The organism is Pseudoalteromonas sp. AOP7-A1-14, from assembly GCF_052376275.1.
Classification (GTDB): domain Bacteria; phylum Pseudomonadota; class Gammaproteobacteria; order Enterobacterales; family Alteromonadaceae; genus Pseudoalteromonas.
The window spans coordinates 34,657-53,258 of the sequence record NZ_JBQSVO010000010.1 but is presented as its reverse complement, the minus strand read 5'-3'; the positions used below and the strand labels follow the sequence as shown (position 1 = coordinate 53,258).

20 protein-coding genes, 1 tRNA gene and 2 pseudogenes are annotated in these 18,602 nt (G+C 40.0%); 8 read left to right on the top strand and 15 right to left on the bottom strand.

Annotation, left to right across the window (positions count from 1 at the left end; translation table 11 throughout):
• Positions 1-1,339: TonB-dependent receptor domain-containing protein (locus tag ACT3RM_RS03410; protein WP_444511336.1), on the top strand; the 1,339-nt coding region annotated here is incomplete at its 5' end.
• 67 nt (positions 1,340-1,406) lie between these two features.
• Here ACT3RM_RS03410 and ACT3RM_RS03405 read toward each other — a convergent pair.
• Both ACT3RM_RS03405 and fadR read right to left on the bottom strand, forming a co-directional pair.
• Positions 1,407-2,012: a peroxiredoxin gene (locus tag ACT3RM_RS03405; protein ID WP_441835313.1), complete on the bottom strand. Its 606-nt coding sequence runs from the start codon at positions 2,010-2,012 to the stop codon at positions 1,407-1,409.
• 242 nt (positions 2,013-2,254) lie between these two features.
• Complete coding sequence (fadR, locus tag ACT3RM_RS03400) at positions 2,255-2,968, bottom strand: fatty acid metabolism transcriptional regulator FadR (protein WP_441835312.1); 714 nt, start codon at positions 2,966-2,968, stop codon at positions 2,255-2,257.
• Between the two features lie 238 nt (positions 2,969-3,206).
• On the opposite strand from fadR, the gene dsbB reads away from it, so the two are divergent.
• Both dsbB and ACT3RM_RS03390 read left to right on the top strand, forming a co-directional pair.
• Positions 3,207-3,725, top strand: coding sequence for a disulfide bond formation protein DsbB (gene dsbB, locus ACT3RM_RS03395; RefSeq protein ID WP_441835311.1), 519 nt, complete (start codon positions 3,207-3,209; stop codon positions 3,723-3,725).
• Between the two features lies 1 nt (position 3,726).
• Positions 3,727-4,029 carry a DUF6170 family protein gene (locus tag ACT3RM_RS03390; RefSeq protein ID WP_441835310.1) on the top strand — a complete coding sequence of 101 codons (303 nt, stop codon included), beginning with the start codon at positions 3,727-3,729 and terminating at the stop codon, positions 4,027-4,029.
• A gap of 22 nt (positions 4,030-4,051) precedes the next feature.
• On the opposite strand, the gene ACT3RM_RS03385 is transcribed toward ACT3RM_RS03390, so the two are convergent.
• Positions 4,052-4,348: a ComEA family DNA-binding protein gene (locus ACT3RM_RS03385; protein WP_441835309.1), complete on the bottom strand. Its 297-nt coding sequence runs from the start codon at positions 4,346-4,348 to the stop codon at positions 4,052-4,054.
• Positions 4,349-4,611: 263 nt separating this feature from the next.
• On the opposite strand from ACT3RM_RS03385, the gene ACT3RM_RS03380 reads away from it, so the two are divergent.
• Positions 4,612-4,920, top strand: a complete 309-nt coding sequence (locus ACT3RM_RS03380) for a YebG family protein (RefSeq protein ID WP_441835308.1) — start codon at positions 4,612-4,614, stop codon at positions 4,918-4,920.
• A 98-nt stretch (positions 4,921-5,018) separates the two neighbouring features.
• On the opposite strand, the gene putP is transcribed toward ACT3RM_RS03380, so the two are convergent.
• Complete coding sequence (putP, locus tag ACT3RM_RS03375; protein ID WP_441835307.1) at positions 5,019-6,530, bottom strand: sodium/proline symporter PutP; 1,512 nt, start codon at positions 6,528-6,530, stop codon at positions 5,019-5,021.
• Between the two features lie 423 nt (positions 6,531-6,953).
• Here putP and ACT3RM_RS03370 point away from each other — a divergent pair.
• Positions 6,954-7,178: pseudogene (locus ACT3RM_RS03370) on the top strand (EAL and HDOD domain-containing protein); the annotation flags it as partial.
• 182 nt (positions 7,179-7,360) lie between these two features.
• Here ACT3RM_RS03370 and ACT3RM_RS03365 read toward each other — a convergent pair.
• Genes ACT3RM_RS03365 through ccmA form a run of 10 tightly spaced genes read right to left on the bottom strand, consistent with a single transcriptional unit; the run spans position 7,361 to position 15,098 of the window.
• Complete coding sequence (locus ACT3RM_RS03365; RefSeq protein WP_441835306.1) at positions 7,361-8,092, bottom strand: MlaA family lipoprotein; 732 nt, start codon at positions 8,090-8,092, stop codon at positions 7,361-7,363.
• Positions 8,093-8,101: 9 nt separating this feature from the next.
• Complete coding sequence (gene ccmI / locus ACT3RM_RS03360) at positions 8,102-9,382, bottom strand: c-type cytochrome biogenesis protein CcmI (RefSeq protein WP_441835305.1); 1,281 nt, start codon at positions 9,380-9,382, stop codon at positions 8,102-8,104.
• Positions 9,383-9,844, bottom strand: coding sequence for a cytochrome c-type biogenesis protein (locus tag ACT3RM_RS03355; protein WP_441835304.1), 462 nt, complete (start codon positions 9,842-9,844; stop codon positions 9,383-9,385). It lies immediately after the preceding gene.
• A complete protein-coding gene (locus ACT3RM_RS03350; protein ID WP_441835303.1) occupies positions 9,841-10,413 on the bottom strand; it encodes a redoxin family protein in 573 nt (190 codons plus the stop codon). The genes ACT3RM_RS03355 and ACT3RM_RS03350 overlap by 4 nt, the downstream gene beginning before the upstream one ends.
• Positions 10,410-12,368: a heme lyase CcmF/NrfE family subunit gene (locus ACT3RM_RS03345; protein ID WP_441835302.1), complete on the bottom strand. Its 1,959-nt coding sequence runs from the start codon at positions 12,366-12,368 to the stop codon at positions 10,410-10,412. Before ACT3RM_RS03345 ends, ACT3RM_RS03350 begins: the two co-directional genes overlap by 4 nt.
• A gap of 2 nt (positions 12,369-12,370) precedes the next feature.
• Complete coding sequence (gene ccmE / locus ACT3RM_RS03340; RefSeq protein WP_441835301.1) at positions 12,371-12,850, bottom strand: cytochrome c maturation protein CcmE; 480 nt, start codon at positions 12,848-12,850, stop codon at positions 12,371-12,373.
• The gene (ccmD, locus tag ACT3RM_RS03335; RefSeq protein WP_441835300.1) at positions 12,847-13,050 is read right to left on the bottom strand and encodes a heme exporter protein CcmD; all 204 of its coding nucleotides are present in this window, start codon (positions 13,048-13,050) and stop codon (positions 12,847-12,849) included. Before ccmD ends, ccmE begins: the two co-directional genes overlap by 4 nt.
• A gap of 2 nt (positions 13,051-13,052) precedes the next feature.
• On the bottom strand, positions 13,053-13,790 hold the full coding sequence (locus ACT3RM_RS03330) for a heme ABC transporter permease (RefSeq protein WP_441835299.1): 738 nt from the start codon (positions 13,788-13,790) through the stop codon (positions 13,053-13,055).
• Position 13,791: 1 nt separating this feature from the next.
• Positions 13,792-14,478 carry a heme exporter protein CcmB gene (gene ccmB, locus ACT3RM_RS03325; protein WP_441835298.1) on the bottom strand — a complete coding sequence of 229 codons (687 nt, stop codon included), beginning with the start codon at positions 14,476-14,478 and terminating at the stop codon, positions 13,792-13,794.
• Positions 14,478-15,098 carry a cytochrome c biogenesis heme-transporting ATPase CcmA gene (ccmA, locus tag ACT3RM_RS03320; RefSeq protein WP_441835297.1) on the bottom strand — a complete coding sequence of 207 codons (621 nt, stop codon included), beginning with the start codon at positions 15,096-15,098 and terminating at the stop codon, positions 14,478-14,480. Before ccmA ends, ccmB begins: the two co-directional genes overlap by 1 nt.
• A 479-nt stretch (positions 15,099-15,577) precedes the next feature.
• On the opposite strand from ccmA, the pseudogene ACT3RM_RS03315 reads away from it, so the two are divergent.
• The 3 genes and pseudogenes from ACT3RM_RS03315 to ACT3RM_RS03305 all read left to right on the top strand — a co-directional run.
• Positions 15,578-15,787, top strand: a pseudogene (locus ACT3RM_RS03315) (FlgT C-terminal domain-containing protein); the annotation flags it as partial.
• A gap of 395 nt (positions 15,788-16,182) precedes the next feature.
• Positions 16,183-16,911 carry a glutathione peroxidase gene (locus ACT3RM_RS03310; protein WP_441835296.1) on the top strand — a complete coding sequence of 243 codons (729 nt, stop codon included), beginning with the start codon at positions 16,183-16,185 and terminating at the stop codon, positions 16,909-16,911.
• A gap of 64 nt (positions 16,912-16,975) precedes the next feature.
• Positions 16,976-18,424, top strand: a complete 1,449-nt coding sequence (locus ACT3RM_RS03305) for a dihydrolipoyl dehydrogenase (protein WP_441992894.1) — start codon at positions 16,976-16,978, stop codon at positions 18,422-18,424.
• A gap of 79 nt (positions 18,425-18,503) precedes the next feature.
• Here ACT3RM_RS03305 and ACT3RM_RS03300 read toward each other — a convergent pair.
• Positions 18,504-18,578 (bottom strand) — tRNA-Arg (locus tag ACT3RM_RS03300).
• Positions 18,579-18,602 lie beyond the last annotated feature (24 nt).

Below are 18,602 nucleotides of genomic sequence, written 5' to 3'. Positions count from 1 at the left end.
GCAACAAGAAATTAATGCAGGTAATTATAATCCATTTGGTGGTACTTATAATGATCCTGCGGTGATTGACCGTATTACCACAAGTTTAACACGTCGTGGAGAGTCACATATGACCTCTTTCGATGCTAATATTACTGGCGAAGCATTCACTTTTGGCGATGATGTTGTGATGATGGCTGCGGGTATAGAGTATCGAGAAGAAGATGTTAGTGATATTCCTGACGACCAATTTCAACGAGGGTTAATTTTTGGTACTGAGTCTGTTTCTGCTGCGGCTGAACGTGATCAGTATGCTGCTTACGTTGAGTTCTCAATACCACTTGCCGATAACTTAGAACTGCAACTAGCAGGACGCCACGATGATTACAGTGATTTTGGCACCACAACAAACCCAAAAGTAGCACTTCGTTGGGCGCCAACAGATGAAATCACAGTACGAGGCTCTTGGGCACAAGGTTTTAGAGCGCCATCACTTGCACAAATAGGTTTAGGCCCTTCAGAAAAGAGTCAATTCTTTGTTGATAACTATCGCTGTGAAGCTACTGGCCTTGATTGTAATGCTCTTGATTACAACATTCAATTTGCGGGTAACCCAGACCTGCAACCAGAAGAATCAGAATCTTGGAATGTCGGCTTTATTTGGGCTCCAACAGCCGAATTTGGTTTGAGTGTTGATGTATGGAGTATCACTCAAGATAATAAGATAGACGAACAAGAGTTTGGCCCTATTTATGATGCCGAATGTAATGATCAAAACAGCACGGTATGCGTACGCTTACCTCCATCAGGTAGTGATAGTCTTGGTGTTATCCAAAAAATATATAGCACATTCGAAAACGTCTCCTCACAAGAAGTGTCAGGAATAGACTTTTCAGTTAACTACAACCATTCATTGGATGATTTAGGCTTGTTAAAGTTTAATCTAGAATGGGCGTATCAAGACAAGTTTGAAAAAAATGGCCGCGATTATACTGGAGAATATGGCTATCCTGAGCACCGCTGGATATTTTCAACTAATTGGGAACTAGGTGAGCTTAATACCAATATGAATATCAGTTATGTTGGTGAGTTTGAGGATACCCCAGATATTGATTTTGACGGCAACTTGGACTTTGATACAGAAACCTCACGAATGGTTGACTCACAAGTGTTGGTCGATTTACAAACCGCTTATCACATAACTGAATCAACAAGATTATCGTTGGGTGTAAATAACTTATTTGATGAAAAGCCCCCTTTTGTTATTGGTGATGGTGATTCTGATCTATATGGCTACGCCTCTGCGGTACATAACCCTCGTGGTCGTTACTTCTATACTAAAGTTTCTTTTTCGTTTTAGTTTGAATAACCAATAAAAAAACCTGCCAATTGGCAGGTTTTTTATCAATTAACAAGTGCCTATATAATTATAGGTCGCCTTCGTTCTCAGAAAGGAATTTAGCAACGCCTTCAGGGCTTGCATCCATACCTTTTTTACCTTCAGTCCAACCAGCAGGGCATACTTCGCCATTCTCGCTGTGAAATGCAAGTGCATCGACCATACGGATCATTTCGTCAATGTTACGGCCAAGCGGTAAATCGTTAACTACTTGATGACGAACATTACCCTCTTCATCGATTAAGAATGAACCACGAAATGCAACGCCCGCTTCAGGATGCTCAACATCATACGCTTTACAAATTTCGTGCTTAGTGTCTGCAATTAGTGGGTATTTAACTTCGCCAATACCACCATCTGCAACAGAAGTGTTACGCCATGCATTGTGTGAGAACTGAGAGTCGATAGACACACCAATTACTTCTACGCCGCGCTTTTGGAACTCTTCAAAACGCTTATCAAACGCGATTAACTCTGAAGGACATACAAAAGTGAAATCTAATGGGTAAAAGAAGATAACTGCTTTTTTACCTTTGATTGCTTCGTGAAGGTTATAGCTATCTACGATCTCGCCGTTACCAAGTACAGCTGCTGCGGTAAAATCCGGTGCCTGACGGCCTACTAATACACCCATGTTATTCTCCAAATAGTTGAGTTTATTTCCAATTGCTTACGCAATACTTGCCTAATATATGGGATTGAAAACATCAATTCCAAGGGCAAAATCACATAAAAGTGACATTATTCTAAAATTAACTGATTTAAAATGACAATCGAATTTTTCGATATCTACCATTAATAATTTTGATGCTTATAATGGCTTAAATTGTAGGCACAAAAAAACCTGCCATAGCAGGTTTATTTAAAAATTAAGAGTTAATCCATTATATCTTCTGGCATATCACCACGGATACTCTGCCAAATTTCACCTGTTTGGTGACCATATTTACGCATCATAGAAATAGCACCATCATGCTCGCGCTTTTCAGCTAAGATAGTTAAGTCTTTATAAAACTGACGCGCTAATTCACGCGTGCCTGGATCTGAGAAGTAATGGCAGCCAATCTTAGAGTAAAATCCTTTAAACCCATTGAGAATGAGTACATATATTCTGTTATTCCCCGCAGCAGCAAGCTCATGATGTACTTTATAGTCATAGTCTGCGAATGCTTGAGCGCTATCTTCTAGTTCATGACTTTGAGATAAAATTTCAATAACGCGATCAGGTGCAAGCTTGATCGCTGCGCGAGTATAAATAGCGCTAATATTAGTACGTGCTGATAACAGCTGATCTGTCAGCTCTGGCATTTTATCTTCATCAAGACGAGCCAGCGTTTCTAATATATTTAACCCTGAAGTTTCCCAAAAATTATTTACTCGTGTTGGTTTCCCATGTTGAATAGTTAACCAACCATCACGTGCCAAACGCTGGAGTACTTCACGTAAAGTAGTGCGCGTTACGCCAATTAACTCTGAAAGTTCGCGCTCAGCAGGAAGGATAGATCCAGGGGGGAAGTCACCATTCCAAATAGATTCGACAATGTACTCCTCAGCAAATCCAGCCGGGCTTTTAGCTTTAAAAATTCTCATTCACTTCCTACTCACGTATTCGCACAGTTTTATTTTAAATTAACTGACTGATTGTACCAGACGAAACCAAACTAACAAGCAAAGTCAACGACAATATTGTAACCATAGAATTCTCTGTATTTAAATTACGACACAAAGCCACTATTAAGTATTAAGACTCACCACTTAGCCGTTTTTAGCTTGCAGAGGCTTTCATAGATAAGTGATAATCAGACTTTAAATTGTTACAGGACAAACTATGAATTGGTTGACAGAATTATCACAAAAACGCGCCAGTTGGTTATCATTGGCCGCAAGTGCTTTTATCTTTGAAGTTATCGCTTTATTTTTCCAATATCAAATGAATTTGGCACCGTGCATTATGTGCATTTATCAACGCACTGCCATGCTAGGTTTATTAGCAGCAGGCTTAGTTGGTGCGATTAACCCAACAAAATTAATATTTAGAGTAATGGGCTTTACTAGCTGGGGCCTTGCAAGTATTTGGGGATTCTTAATTGCTCGTGAGCACATTGCAATGCAAACCACGACCGACCCTTTTGCATTTAGCTGCGAATTTGAACCAAACTTTCCAAGCATCATACCATTACATGAATGGCTACCTAGCTTTTTTGCTGCAACAGGTGATTGCGGTAATATTGACTGGCAATTTTTAGGGCTTAGCATGCCAGCATGGATGGAAATTATTTTTGCACTGTTTGCACTAAGTTTCATCGCAATATTAGCTAGTCGGCTAATTACTAAGAAATCGATTTAATATGTGGGTCTTTTTTTCAAGCCAACTTCCTGCTCTTAGTGAGTTTAAAATACGTGAGCGTCAGCAAATCATTGCAATTGCATTAAGTGAGCTCAGCGCAAGTAGTAAGGTCCTGTTGAGAATTGCTAAGCTATTTTTGCTTATCCCGGTATTTTTTGTACTTGCTTGTATAAAAGGTTGGTTATTATTACCTTTTATACTTTTAGCGGGCCTATGCTACCCACTTTTAACTGTACCTGTAGAGATCATGTTTGCAAAACCTCATTTAACAAAAGCAATACAGCAATTTAAACAGGGCGAATAATTCGCCCTGTGCTATACAGCTCTCAGAGCGTCACTTTACCTTCTAACTTGCTCAGTAGCTTATCGCCAATTCCTTTTACTTGTGTCAGTTCTTCAACTGACTTAAATTCTCCCTTCTTCGTGCGATAATTAATAATTGCTTGTGCTTTACTTTCACCAATTCCAGGCAGCATAGCCAATTGTTCAGCACTTGCGCTGTTAATATTCACTTTGTCACTTTTCATTTCACTCATCGGTTTACTTTTAGCCGGCTCAGCTGTTACTACATGTGAAAATGATAAGCTCAGTAGTAATACCACTATTAAAGTTATAAACTTCATGTTCTTCCTCCGTGATGTCCTTACATGGACACTGTTAATAGTTGCAAATTTAAAAATAAAAGCCTTACTTTTAGACTAACGCCAAATAAAGTCAGCTAAAAGCTCGACCTTACTAACTAAAGTAGACTGACGCTTTTTTGTCAATGTACCTATAATAAAAAATAAAAATGTTCACTTGCAAAAATGACAGCAAACCTTTACTGTATAAAAAAACAGTATTCAATTGAGGTAGTTATTTACCTTCTAAGCTGGCAGGAGAGATCATGGCTGTTGTTATTAAATATGTGGTAGAAAGAAGTGGAGTCGAGCGTATGACGTTTACAAGCAAAAAAGAAGCGGATGCGTATGATAAAATGCTCGATATTGCAGAATCACTTGAAGTAATACTTGAAAAAGTCGATGTGCCATTAAGTGAACAGCAAATAGAGTCGTTAGCACTTGAAATAGCAAAAGAAAAAGATCAGTTTATGGCCGTATTAAAAGGCAATAAAGAATCGGTAAAAAAAGCCGAAAAAACCAAAGCACCAACCGCCGAGTCTACCAAAGAAGCCAAAGATAAACCGGCCAATTAATTTACTTTTAAGTCCTAAATGTGTAGCACAAATAAGGACAAGCAATATAAAAAAGGGACAACAAGTGTTGTCCCTTTTTTTATGCTGTTATATTTTTATTAAAGTAAACGTTCTACTTCATCAAATAATTCAACTATTTCATCATCAGGCGCAGGGGTTGCCAGACTTACCACAACAATGGCGATACTAGATAAAATAAAGCCTGGTATAATTTCATAAACAACCGAACTTAATGCTTTGCCATCGATGGTTATTGGCGCGTATATCCACACCAATACTGTTAATGCACCAACAACCATACCCGCTAACGCACCATAAAAGTTCATACGCTTCCAATATAAACTGATCAGCACCAATGGACCAAATGCGGCACCAAAGCCAGCCCATGCATTGCTCACCAAGTCTAAAATTGAACTATCACGGTCATAAGCTAAATATATTGCAAATAATGCCACTAATAACACACTAATTCGGCCCACTGACACAAGCTCTTTTTGAGACGCATCACGATGCAAGTATATTTTATAAAAATCTTCAGTTAATGAGCTTGAACAAACCAGCAACTGAGACGAAATGGTACTCATTATGGCCGCTAAAATAGCAGCTAATAAAAAGCCAGCGATTAGTGGATGAAACACTACTTCCGATAAAACTAAGAAGATTGTTTCTTTATCTTCAAGTGGCATTTGGTTTTCTATTATAAATGCTGCACCAAATAAACCAGTAAGCACAGAACCGATTGCTGATAAAGTCATCCAAGACATACCAATACGACGCATTGCGGGCATATCTTTCACGGAACGTACTGACATAAAACGCACAATAATATGCGGTTGGCCAAAGTAGCCTAGGCCCCACGCTAACGCTGAAATAATTGCAATTGTTGAGCCTCCGGCAAACCAATCCAGCATATTTAATGAATGTATTTCATCTTCTTTTGGCGAGCTCAGTAATAAATCATAACTTGCACTGGACAGTGTATCTAATACCGGCTGGTCAAGCATGGTGTAAGTAACTATTGGCACCGCAAGCAAAGAGATAAACATAATACACCCTTGCACAAAGTCAGTTAAACTTACGGCTAAAAAACCACCAAACAAGGTGTAAACCACCACCATACTGGTAGTAACATAAAGACCCATTTCGTAGCTCATACCAAATGAGCTTTCAAACAACTTACCACCTGCAACTACGCCGGATGATGTATATAAGGTGAAGAAAACGATGATCACAATAGCTGAAATTACACGAAGAATATTTTTATTATCGGCGAAGCGATTAGAAAAATAGTCTGGAATGGTAATAGAATCATTAGCTTTTTCAGTATAAACACGAAGCCTTGGCGCCACTAAAAAGTAGTTTGCCCAAGCACCCACAACTAAACCAATTGCAATCCATACTTTACTTAAACCAAATAAATACATTGCCCCGGGTAAGCCCATGAGCAACCAGCCACTCATATCAGACGCACCTGCCGACAACGCAGCAACACTCGGTGGCAGATTACGACCACCTAGCATATAGCCTGATACATCACCGGTAGATTGTTTGTATGCGTAAAAACCTATCCCCAGCATGACTACAAAGTACAGTCCTAGCGAAATTATCATTCCAATTTCCAAATTTGCCTCCAATCTAAGCAGTAGACGTTTAAAATTTGGCTCTTAATCCTAATAATGACTCACATTGCTGCTATAAAAGACATTATTGGTATAAAAACCAACTCAGTATCTGACTATATCATGGCTTTAGCCGATAACTCCACTCGGCTGCGTTTAACACTATTCACTTTGTATTAATAATTACAAACATTTATATTTATCGCAAGGTAATGGTTATTTTATTCTGCTTACCCAAAATTATAACAATAATTATAAATAGTTCAGCACTATAGATTTACTTTAACCTTTTTATTAATGCAATTTAAAATATTTTACAATATGTTGCAGGTGTATCGATTAACTGATTTGGATCGACTTTTTATGTATTTTTATGCTGCTCGCCAACAAACTTAAGCCCGTGATAAAAAGCTAATAGGTTACGAGTTACTTTTTCGTGATGGGATAGATAATGTTTTCCCAGGCATTGACGGTGATGAAGCCACCTGAAAAAAGAACGAAGGAAGCCAATTTAACTTCGCCTTAGAAGATTTAACTGATAGCAAGCTAGCCTATACCATCTTTACCCTTGAAACTCTAAAAAAGGCAACTCTAAAAAAGGGCTCCCCTACCTTATTAGATAAAGATAAAATTGCAGTTTAAATTTTAGAGTCTATTCAACAGGTTAGCGGATAAAAAAGTGACTGACGCTTATCACGATGCGTTAAACTGGGCCAGTGAGCAAATATCTGTATTCGGTGACTAATAAATTTATATCACTGCAAAGGGATATAAATAAAAATGCCAGTAATTTACTGGCATTTTTTATACTTGCGTATTAATTATAGACTATCTAAAAAGTCTTCATCAAAGTCATCAGGCTCTTTTTCAATCGGTGGGTTACCATCGTGCAGTTCATATAACTGGCGTTGAAAATAGATATCTTTCATAAATATGTACGGGTCGAGTGACTCATTTAATAAGCTTTCTTGTGGAATAAGTGATGCTCGTGCCTCAACAGCTTTTAGTGCAAACACGAGCACTGTTTCTGGTGTAGTTAGTGTGATTTTAGGCAGTATAAAGCCATCTACCACATCGCCACTTAGGTTACGTGCTGTTGACGGCCCCATACCAGGTAGCATTAGATAAGCACCATCGCCAACGCCCCATACCCCTAGAGTTTGCCCAAAATCCTCATCGACTATATTCAACCCGAGCGAACTTGCAACATCAAATAAACCAAAAAGACCCACCGTAGAATTTACTAAAAAGCGCGCCATACTAATGCCCGCATTACCAGCTTTCCCCTGAAGAGATGCATTGATCACATCGGTAGGGGCAGAAATATTATCAGTGAAGTTAACAATACTACTTCTGACCGCTACCGGAGTGACCGCCACATAACCTACAGCCACCGGACGCAATAAATAAGCATCCAGCACATCCATATTAAAATCGTACATAGGACGATTAAAAGACTGTAAAGGATCCCGCTCATCGACCTTTTCGTCTGGAACTTGAGCGCAACCACTCAGTATCATTATTGCGCTCAAAAAAAGTCCTCGTATCAACATTTTCTATCCTTATTGTATTACGGTATCAATCTTTAACTGATAGTTAGTCGTTTCGCTGCGTTTTAGGGTTTTTGACAGCCCTTCAAGCTCTCCTGCTGATGGCATTACCGTGGCATCTTTTGAGATACGCGCCGTTAATATAATATCTTCAACGCTTGATAAAGTAAGTCCCTCAACCATCGCATTACTATCACTAAGCTCAACAGTTAGTGGGAATTGATACTCTGTAAGTTTTACTACCGCAAGCGGCATGGGTGGCCCATTTGCTGCTTTAGCAAATACAAATAAAGTACCTTCTGTGGGCAACTGTTCAATGAGTGATTGCGCTATATCTACAGTGATAGCTATTTTTGCAGTATGGCTGACTGGGTTGCTTTTGACCGATATAGATTCCGATGCTTGTGTATCACTTTGTGAGGTAATTTGCTGATCAATTTCTTCAATTCGTTGTTTAATCATGGAATAACGTAAGTCGCTTTTGTCCATACTCGATAACAGCACTTCAAAAGCTAACTTTGCTTGTCGCCAATCTTTACGTTCATAGGCAATCAACGCTAATAATGAAATAGCATCTAAATTAGTCGGATCATCTTTTAAAACCTTTGACAACATACCTGCTGCACGGGTCATATTAGCTTCATTGCCTTCAAGTAGTAATACTTGACTATAGCTCACTAATACTTGTTGGTTATCTGGATTCATACGCAACACGTTATCAAATGACTGCTGCGCCATATCATACTCATTCAACGACATGGCAACACGGCCTAATAACATCCACGCGACTTCGTCGTCACCACTTTGGTCAAGTTTAGTTCTAAGGCCAAGCGCAAACGCTTGTAATTCATTAGGGGTAAGGGGCTCACCTTGTTGCATAACAGCACGCTCACCGAAACTTGCTAAGTTAGCCATTGCATCATGCCAGTTTTTTATTTGTGTTTCACTGCCAGTAAAACTATAAAACACTCCCGTCAACACCACTAAAAAGGCACTACCCGTAAGCGCGAAAATACGATTATTACCTTTACTATTCAATGATTTTTCGAATGATAGCTCATTGAGTAAGCGGCATTTCAATTCGATTATTGACTCATCATAGCTTTGCTGTTCAATACGTTTATTTTCAAGATCTGCACGTAATTCTTCTAAACGTTGATGATAAATATTAATTAGTTCTGAGTTCGCATTAGCATCTAACTGCTGTACCTTTTCTTTACGCAAAAAAGGCACACAAACAAAGAGCAATGCCAGCAGAGTGAGTAATGCAAAAGAAGCCCACATTAATGCCATTTAGTTTTGCTCCTGACGTTGATTTTGTTTGATAAGTTTTGCCAGTAATGCTTCATCCTCAGCACTCCACGTTTGTTTAACAGACGCTTTACGCTGACGAATAACAATAAAACCAAAGCCCACAATAACTATCAATACAGGTAATACCCACAGCACCAAAGTAGCAGGGGTAACTGGTGGATCGTAGTGCACAAAGTAACCATAGCGATCAATCATATAATCAATCACTTCATCCTTACTTTTACCTTCGTGAACTAGCGCAAGCACTTTATCACGTAAATCTTTTGCTACTACAGCATCAGAATCAGCAATATTTTGATTTTGACACTTAGGGCAACGTAGCTCTTTTGTTAGTTCACTAAAGCGCTGAGCTTGTTCATCATTAGCAAATTGATAACGGTCTTGTTCAGCATGAACTGTAATACTCATAACGAGTAAAAAGCAGGCTAAAATATATTTCATGGTGTGAGCTCCTGCATTAATGGTGCAAATTTAGCGCGCCAAACACGTGGATTAATATCGCCAGTGTGATGCAACAAAATCACCCCTTCGCTGTTTACTAAGAATGTCTCAGGTGCACCAGAGACTCCTAAATCAAGAGCTAGGGTTCGGTCTAAGTCTAAAATGTTAAACTGATAAGGGTTACCTGTTCGCGCGAGCATGCTTGATACATCATTTCGTAGTGCTTGCATATCAAATGGACCGTCAAAGTCAGAATCATAGCTTTGTACATAATATAAACCAATAATATTAACCCCTTGCTCACGTAGCTGAGTTAAATAGTCAAGCTCCACTAAGCACGTTGGGCACCAAGTGCCCCATACATTGAGCAAGTATACATCACCGTCTAAGTCATTTTGTGTCCAGCGCTTATCATCTTGCATTAAGTCAGGTAAATTAAATTCTGGCATAGTTTGGCCAATCCGCCCTGTTTGTAACTCCCTTGGATTAGCAAATAAACCTTGATATAAAAACACACACAAAAAGGCAAAAATTAATAACGGTAAAATAGCGACAGCTTTACGGTTCATACATCACGCTCCTGTCGCGTTTTGAGTTTCGTGCGATAACGTTTATCACCCAAGACTAAAAAGCCTGCTAGTGAAATTAAAATACCGCCAATCCACATCCAGCGAACGTAAGGTTTGTGATAGATACGTAATGACCATGCACCATGGCTTAGCTGTTCGCCAAGCGCTAAATATAAGTCGCGGGTAAAGCCGGCATCAATTGCGGCTTCAGTCATAAATTGCATACCAATATCATAACGGCGTTTCTCAGCGTGTAAAACGGTTACTAGCTTATCGTTTTTAAGCACACTCACTTCCCCCGCATGACCACTGTAATTAGGGCCACGAATGGTGTTTACACCTTCAAAACGGTATTCATATTGATTCAACTGCACAACATCGCCGGGGTCCATTGCCACATCACGCTCGACAGAATAAGCAGAGGTTAATGTTACACCAGCAATCACAAACGCTAAACCAACATGGCCAAGTACCATTGCCCAGTAGCTAAGTGTTAAACGCTTAAAGCCTTCTTTTAGGCTTGTTTGCACCGATACTTTACTATACAGATCAGCACCAGTAGCGAATAAAATCCAAACGGCCAAGGTTGTTGCCAGCATAGTCAGTGGTGCAACTACGTCATAGCTTGAATATAACCACGTAGCAGTAACGATCACACTCATAGATGCTGCGAACATCAGTTTATTACGTAGTGAAATAAGTTTATTTTGCTTCCAGCGAAGTAATGGACCAATACCCATTAAAATAACGAATGGCACAATTAAAATCGCAAACATCTTATTAAAGAACGGTTCGCCAATTGATATACTACCCAGCCCCATTTCTTTATGAACCATCGGTAATAAGGTACCTAGTAAAACAATTAATGTGGCCACAATTAAAAATATATTATTGAGCCATAACGCCACTTCGCGTGACATAAATTTATAGCGTCCTTCACTGCGCACTTGTGATACACGTAAGGCGTACAAGGTTAAAGCCCCACCCACTACGATGCCCAAAAAGGCCAAGATAAATAAACCACGATCAGGATCGGTAGCAAATGCATGCACCGATACAATAATACCTGAGCGTACAATAAACGTGCCTAATAAGCTTAATGAAAATGCAGCGATGGCTAGTAATACCGTCCACGACTTAAACACCCCCCGCTTTTCAGTCACCGTTAGCGAATGCAGTAATGCAGTAGCTACAAGCCAAGGCATTAATGATGCATTTTCGACAGGATCCCAAAACCACCAGCCACCCCAGCCAAGCTCAGAATAAGCCCACCAGCTGCCAATAGTAATACCTAAGGTTAAAAATCCCCATGCTGTCATTGTCCAAGGACGTGACCACTTAGCCCACGTATTATCTAATTTACCAGTTAATAGAGCAGCAATAGCAAATGCAAATGAAACAGATAAGCCAACATAACCCATATACAAAAGTGGCGGATGAATTATCATCCCAGGATCTTGCAATAATGGATTTAAGTCACGCCCTTCAACAGGAAAATAGGGTAATAAACGTTCAAATGGACTAGAAAGCAATAAGGTATAAAGCATAAAGCCCACACCTAAAAAGCCCAGTACACCGAGTACTCGAGCACGCAGTACCCAAGGTAATGATTTAGAACGCGCAGCAACAAGTGCTGTCCAGCCAGCTTGCATCACCAGCCATAATAAAATAGCGCCTTCATGGCCACCCCATGTTGAAGTGATCTTATAATACCAAGGTAAGGTACTACTTGAATGATAGGCCACATAAGAAACAGTAAAATCATCCGTTAAACTTGCATATATAAGCGCCGCAAATGCAATAACCACAAAGCCAAATTGACCAATTGCCAACGAGGGCGCTGCTCGCATTAGCCGTAAGTTACCCGTATGAGCTCCCCATAAAGGAAAAATACACAGTAAAACACTGAGCACCATCGCTAGTGTTAAGGAAAAATATCCGATTTCTGGGATCATATTTAATTACCGTAATCTATATTATATTTCGGTTTCTCGTGCTTAATGCCTTTAACAGCCTCGGCGACTTCTGCAGGCATATACTCTTCATCATGCTTAGCAAGTACTTCAAATGCTTCTATTACATTTGGTTCTATCAGCACACCTTGTGCAACAATACCTTGTCCTTCACGAAATAAATCAGGCAAAATCCCTTGGTATTTAATAGTCACAAGCGGGCCTGTATCAATAAGTTTAAAGCTCACGTTAAGACTCGTTTCATTACGCACCACAGAGCCTGGTACAACCATGCCTCCAATACGTAATTTTTGACCTACAAATGGCTTTTCTTTATTTGGGCCTTTACCTTCTATAAGCTCACTTGGGGTATAAAATAAATTTATATTTTCTTGTAAAGCATACAATACTAAACCAATCGTTGCGCCAACCCCAAAAATAATAGCCACAACCGCTAGTAAACGCTTCTTACGCCTTGGGTTCATAATTGCTGCTCCTGCTTGGCCTTTTTGATACGCTCTTCACGAATCATTTGCTGCTTAACATCGGTTAAAATACGTTTGGTATCATTACGAGACATAAACAAAATACCTAATAAAATTAATGCACAGCTACCAAACGATAACCATACGTAAAAGCCATAGCCACCCATGGCAATAAAATCAGAAAAAGAATCAAACTGCATAATTAGCCCTTATCCGCAAGCTGACGCACCCAAGGGCGTTGTTTCTCACGTTGAAGAATCTCATTTTTTAAGCGCATTAATGTCACCGTACCAACAAAGGCTGCAAACGCAACAATGTTAACCATTAATGGCCAAAACATACTAGAATCAATAGCTTCTGTATCAAATTTAGTGATAGTGGCACCTTGATGTAAGGTATTCCACCACTCCACTGAAAAGTGGATGATAGGTAAGTTAATTACTCCAACAATCGCGAGTATTGATGCGGCACGCCCTGCCGCTTTTTTATCTTCAAAAGCATGATATAAAGACAGCACCCCTAAATATAAAAATAACAAAATAAGCTCAGAGGTTAAACGCGCGTCCCACACCCACCAAGCTCCCCACATAGGCTTTCCCCACGCAGCACCGGTAATAAGTGCGATAGCCGTAATACAAGCACCTACTGGCGCGATCGCTATCACCGCAAGCTCGGCATTACGTAACTGCCACACTAGCGCAACCACCGCAGCAATCGCCATCGACGAGTACGCTCCCATTGATAATATAGCTGAAGGCACATGAATAAAAATAATTCGGTAACTGTCTTTTTGTTGATAATCTGCAGGGGCATAGGCAAGTCCCCACACCCAACCAACTAACATACAGATCACCGTAACAACGGCAAAATAAGGCAACAACGTGTTACACAATTGGTAGGCACGTTCTGCTTTTGCATAGGGATGTAACCATTTCCACATATTAACTTACACTCACTTTCAATGCTGACGATATGGCGATTGGTGCGCTAAGGGTTGCAACCACTAACATAGCACCAAGGATGGCAAGCTGTCCGCTGTAATCCAATGACATTGCACTGGTATCAATAGCAGATGTTGCAAAAATAAGTACCGGAATATACAAAGGTAAGACGAGTAAACTCATTAAAATGCCCCCCTTGTGTAGACCCACAGTAAGCCCTGCACCAATAGCACCTATAAAACTTAATAATGGTGTGCCTAGCAACAAGGTAAGTACTGTAGCGCTGAGCGCCGTTGTCTCTAAATTGAGTAATAATGCAAACACTGGCGTCATAAGTACCAACGGCAAACCAGTAATGACCCAGTGCGCTGTCACTTTAGCTAATACAGTAACAGGTAATGGATAGGACGAGGCAATAAGTTGCTCTAAGCTGCCATCGTGGTAATCATCACGAAACAACTTATCAAGCCCCAACATAGTCGATAATAAGGCCGCAACCCAAATTATACCCGGCGCCATACGAGCAAGTAGACCGGGTTCTGGGCCAATTGCTAACGGAAATAAAGTAATAACAATTAAAAAGAATAATATGGGATTAACAATTTCTGCACGCTTGCGAAACGCCAAACGTAAGTCTTTGTTCAATACAGCGCAAAATAAGCGCCAATATGAATGCTGACGAATCATTAGTGGTGGTACTCCAACGTCACAGTTTTTAGTTCACTAAACTGAGCGGTTAAATCTTGATGAGTAGTAAGCAAAATAGCACCACCATTATCCAAATGTTCAATAAAACGCTGCTGAAGGTAACTTACCCCTGCTTTATCGAGTGCAGTGAAAGGTTCATCTAATACCCAAACCTTGGCATCACTGAGCCATAATCGGGTTAACGCGACTCGGCGTTGCTGACCCGCAGATAAAGTTCTAACAGGTACATCTTCCAAACCAACCAAGCCAATTTTAGCCATCACCGGATAAAGATCCGCTGGGCAGGTATAACCTTGTATCTGTAACCAAAAACGTACATTTTCAATGGCACTGAGCTGAGTATTGACTCCCGTTTTATGGCCAATAAATAATAACTCGCGGGCAAATTCATCATAGTGACAATCAATTGGTTTATCTTGAAACAAAATCTGCCCTTCATCAGGCGTAGCAAAACCCGCAATTATACGCAATAAAGATGTTTTACCAGCGCCGTTAGGCCCCGCCAATTGCATGATTTGACCTGATTTCAGGCTAAAATTAAGATCCGCAAACAAACAACGTTCTTGCTTGATGCAGGAGACGGACTTAATGTGTAACAAGATAACTATTCTCTTAACCAAAATTAGGCGTTAGTTTACCATAATGGTAGGGTAATACGAATATGAATCGCCCCGAGTTTATCGCAGACCCATTTATTTAAGTTAGGCCACTTTACCTGACTCGCTTAAATTAAAACGAGTAGTTTGCTTCACATTAAACTAGTGAAACAGACCTAATTGAAGATATAACCATTGATTGTTAAACCAACTGACCCACTCTAAGGTCGCATATTCAACAGCATCAACGTTTCTCCACGTGGTGTTAATATGAATATTTTCCACTTTAAATCAATAATTTATCGATTTTGTTATTGGGTTACCTGCAGACTGCCTACTTCAACAAGTCGTTCAGTATATCTTGTGGGAAAATACTGACTCCCTCTATTACGATGGGGTATCAGTGCTTTTGAGAAAGTGGAATTGATTGATGTGTTCAGCAAATATTTTCAGCAAACAATTGCCTACCACCTACAATCTACAATGGCTTACAGCAAGGCCAAGTACTCAGTATTGCTCATCGCAATTATTTAACCGACGCTGCAGGTAATAAAGTGTCTAATCGTATTACCACATTAAATAAAATTAAAGTGATGCAGCTATATCAACAATCAGCCATTGCGATAAGCATTGATGACCAACCGCTACCCAACGTACAAATAAATGATGTGGTTGAATTAGTAAGTCAATAAGTACCTCATTAAATATAAAGTAGCGGCTTTTATACCTATATATGGGTATAAGCCGCTTTAACTCCTCTTCAATCTATTTTTGCATTAGCACCATTCGATATTATTCCTCCTTATTCTAAGCTTATCTCATTGATAAAGTTTAAGTTCAGCTCAGTTTGTTAAGGTAATTGTCAATAAATCTTCATGTCGTTTTATTATATTGCCTAGCAATTAAACTAAAAAAACGCTATTACTTTACATTCGTTTAGTAACGCAGTTATATAACAGCAAAGCACCAATTATATAACAACAATCATTCAATCGATTTTACAAATCAATCTAATACAAACAAATGATTAGACCTATCGTTAATTTAAACGCATAATGATTATCAACAAATCAAGAGGAACTAAAATATGTTAAACAATATTGAAGGCAAAAAAGTACCACAAGTTACATTCGCAACGCGCCAAAATGACGAATGGAAATCAGTATCTACAGATGACATTTTCAAAGGTAAAACGGTTGTTATGTTTTCATTACCGGGGGCATTTACACCAACTTGCTCATCAACACACTTACCACGCTATAACGAGTTAGCTGGTGTACTTAAGCAAAATGGTGTTGATGATATTGTATGTTTATCCGTAAATGATACCTTTGTAATGAATGCATGGGCTGAAAACCAAGAAGCACAAAACATTACCCTACTTCCTGATGGTAACGGTGAATTTACTGACGGCATGGGCATGTTAGTAGATAAAAATGACCTAGGTTTTGGCAAACGCAGCTGGCGCTATTCTATGCTGGTAAAAGATGGCGTAATTGAAAAAATGTTCATCGAACCAGAGAAGCCAGGCGACCCGTTTGAAGTATCAGACGCTGATACCATGCTTGACTACATCAACCCTGAGCAAGTTAAACCAGAAGCAGTAAGCGTATTTACTAAACCAGGCTGCCCATTTTGCAAAAAAGCGAAAGAGCTATTACACAGCAAAGGCCTTGTTTATGAAGAAATCACCATGGGTGCTGGCACTTCGTTAACAAGCTTAAAAGCAATTTCAGGTCGTGAAACAGTACCGCAAATATTTATTGGTGGTAAGCACATCGGTGGCTCTGACGATTTAGAAAAATACTTTGCTTAGTATTTAACACTCCCAATGCTATTAAAAGGGGCTGTTAGCCCCTTTTTTATTTTAAGGAAATACAATGAAAGAACTGCAAACTGACGTAGTAGTAATTGGCGCAGGCACTGCTGGCTTAAGCGCCTACCGTAACGCAAAACAACATACTGCCAACGTATTAATGATTGAATCAGGTCCTTATGGTACTACGTGTGCTCGCGTTGGTTGTATGCCGAGTAAATTGTTAATTGCGGCGGCTGAAGCAGCGCACGCAATTGAAGCAGCTCCGGCATTTGGCGTTCATAGCTCAACACCAGAAATAGACGGTAAAGCGGTTATGGCACGCGTACGCAGCGAACGTGATCGTTTTGCAGGCTTTGTTGTTGAAACTGTTGAGGAACTTCCAAGTGAAGATAAAATTCGTGGTCATGCAACATTTTTAGATACCAACCGTATACAAATTGACGATCACACTATTATTACCGCTAAACGTTTTGTAATCGCCACCGGCTCTCGCCCAGCCTACCCAGGTGTATTTAATAACTTTGGCGATCGATTAATCATCAACGATGATGTCTTTGATTGGCAAGACCTACCAGAATCAGTTGCTGTATTTGGTCCCGGCGTTATTGGCCTTGAAATTGGCCAAGCCCTGCACCGCTTAGGTGTTAAAGTAAAACTATTTGGGGTTGGTGGCGCAATAGGCCCCATAACCGACCCTGCTATTAAAGATTACGCAAATACCGTATTTGCCGAAGAGTTCTATGTTGATACTGACTCTGACGTTTCTGACATGAAACAAGTTGGCAATAAAGCACAACTTACCTATACAGATAAAAATGGTAACAAACAAACCGAACAATTTGATTATGTACTCGCTGCCACTGGCCGCGTACCAAATACCGATAAACTGGGTCTTGAAAACACAGGCATAGAGCTTAACGAACGTGGCGTTCCTCTAGCTGATAAGCACACCATGCAGTGCGGCGATTCAAATATATTTATTGCCGGTGATGCCAGTAACATGCTGCCACTACTGCACGAAGCAAGCGATCAAGGCACTATTGCAGGACAAAATGCCGGACGCTTCCCTGATATACGTAATGGCTTACGCCGTGCCTCTATTTCCGCCGTATTCAGCGACCCGCAAATTGCTATGGTCGGTGAAACCTACAAACAAATCACTGATCGCTTAGGTGAATGTGGTTGTTTTGAAGTTGGTGAAGTGAGCTTTGAAAATCAAGGCCGTAGCCGCGTAATGCTAAAAAACAAAGGTCACATGCATGTTTACGCAGAGCAAGGCACCGGACTATTCTTAGGTGCGGAGTTTATCGGACCACAAGCCGAACATATAGCTCATTTATTGGCTTGGGCGGTACAAAACAAAATGACCGTACCACAAATGCTCGACATGCCATTTTATCACCCAGTAATTGAAGAAGGCCTACGTACTGCACTTCGTAACGTAAACGCCAAGCTTAAATTTGGTCCAGACATTGTTAATCAGTGCCTAGAATGCGGTCCTGGTAACTAAACTCAATTTACTTAAATAAAGGAGGCCACAGCCTCCTTTATTTGTGAATTCATAAATCTATTATTTGTACCTACCAAACTGGTAGCCCCTGCAAGAATCGAACTTGCAACTGCCCCTTAGGAGGGGGCCGTTATATCCATTTAACTAAGAGGCCATGAAGAGTGATATACCTTGGCTA

Coding starts and splice junctions, on each gene's coding strand:
- ACT3RM_RS03405 (WP_441835313.1), bottom strand. CDS start 2,012: ATGGGTGTATTAGTAGGCCGTCAGGCACCGGATTTTACCGCAGCAGCT.
- fadR (WP_441835312.1), bottom strand. CDS start 2,968: ATGAGAATTTTTAAAGCTAAAAGCCCGGCTGGATTTGCTGAGGAGTAC.
- dsbB (WP_441835311.1), top strand. CDS start 3,207: ATGAATTGGTTGACAGAATTATCACAAAAACGCGCCAGTTGGTTATCA.
- ACT3RM_RS03390 (WP_441835310.1), top strand. CDS start 3,727: ATGTGGGTCTTTTTTTCAAGCCAACTTCCTGCTCTTAGTGAGTTTAAA.
- ACT3RM_RS03385 (WP_441835309.1), bottom strand. CDS start 4,348: ATGAAGTTTATAACTTTAATAGTGGTATTACTACTGAGCTTATCATTT.
- ACT3RM_RS03380 (WP_441835308.1), top strand. CDS start 4,612: ATGGCTGTTGTTATTAAATATGTGGTAGAAAGAAGTGGAGTCGAGCGT.
- putP (WP_441835307.1), bottom strand. CDS start 6,530: ATGATAATTTCGCTAGGACTGTACTTTGTAGTCATGCTGGGGATAGGT.
- ACT3RM_RS03365 (WP_441835306.1), bottom strand. CDS start 8,092: ATGTTGATACGAGGACTTTTTTTGAGCGCAATAATGATACTGAGTGGT.
- ccmI (WP_441835305.1), bottom strand. CDS start 9,382: ATGGCATTAATGTGGGCTTCTTTTGCATTACTCACTCTGCTGGCATTG.
- ACT3RM_RS03355 (WP_441835304.1), bottom strand. CDS start 9,844: ATGAAATATATTTTAGCCTGCTTTTTACTCGTTATGAGTATTACAGTT.
- ACT3RM_RS03350 (WP_441835303.1), bottom strand. CDS start 10,413: ATGAACCGTAAAGCTGTCGCTATTTTACCGTTATTAATTTTTGCCTTT.
- ACT3RM_RS03345 (WP_441835302.1), bottom strand. CDS start 12,368: ATGATCCCAGAAATCGGATATTTTTCCTTAACACTAGCGATGGTGCTC.
- ccmE (WP_441835301.1), bottom strand. CDS start 12,850: ATGAACCCAAGGCGTAAGAAGCGTTTACTAGCGGTTGTGGCTATTATT.
- ccmD (WP_441835300.1), bottom strand. CDS start 13,050: ATGCAGTTTGATTCTTTTTCTGATTTTATTGCCATGGGTGGCTATGGC.
- ACT3RM_RS03330 (WP_441835299.1), bottom strand. CDS start 13,790: ATGTGGAAATGGTTACATCCCTATGCAAAAGCAGAACGTGCCTACCAA.
- ccmB (WP_441835298.1), bottom strand. CDS start 14,478: ATGATTCGTCAGCATTCATATTGGCGCTTATTTTGCGCTGTATTGAAC.
- ACT3RM_RS03310 (WP_441835296.1), top strand. CDS start 16,183: ATGTTAAACAATATTGAAGGCAAAAAAGTACCACAAGTTACATTCGCA.
- ACT3RM_RS03305 (WP_441992894.1), top strand. CDS start 16,976: ATGAAAGAACTGCAAACTGACGTAGTAGTAATTGGCGCAGGCACTGCT.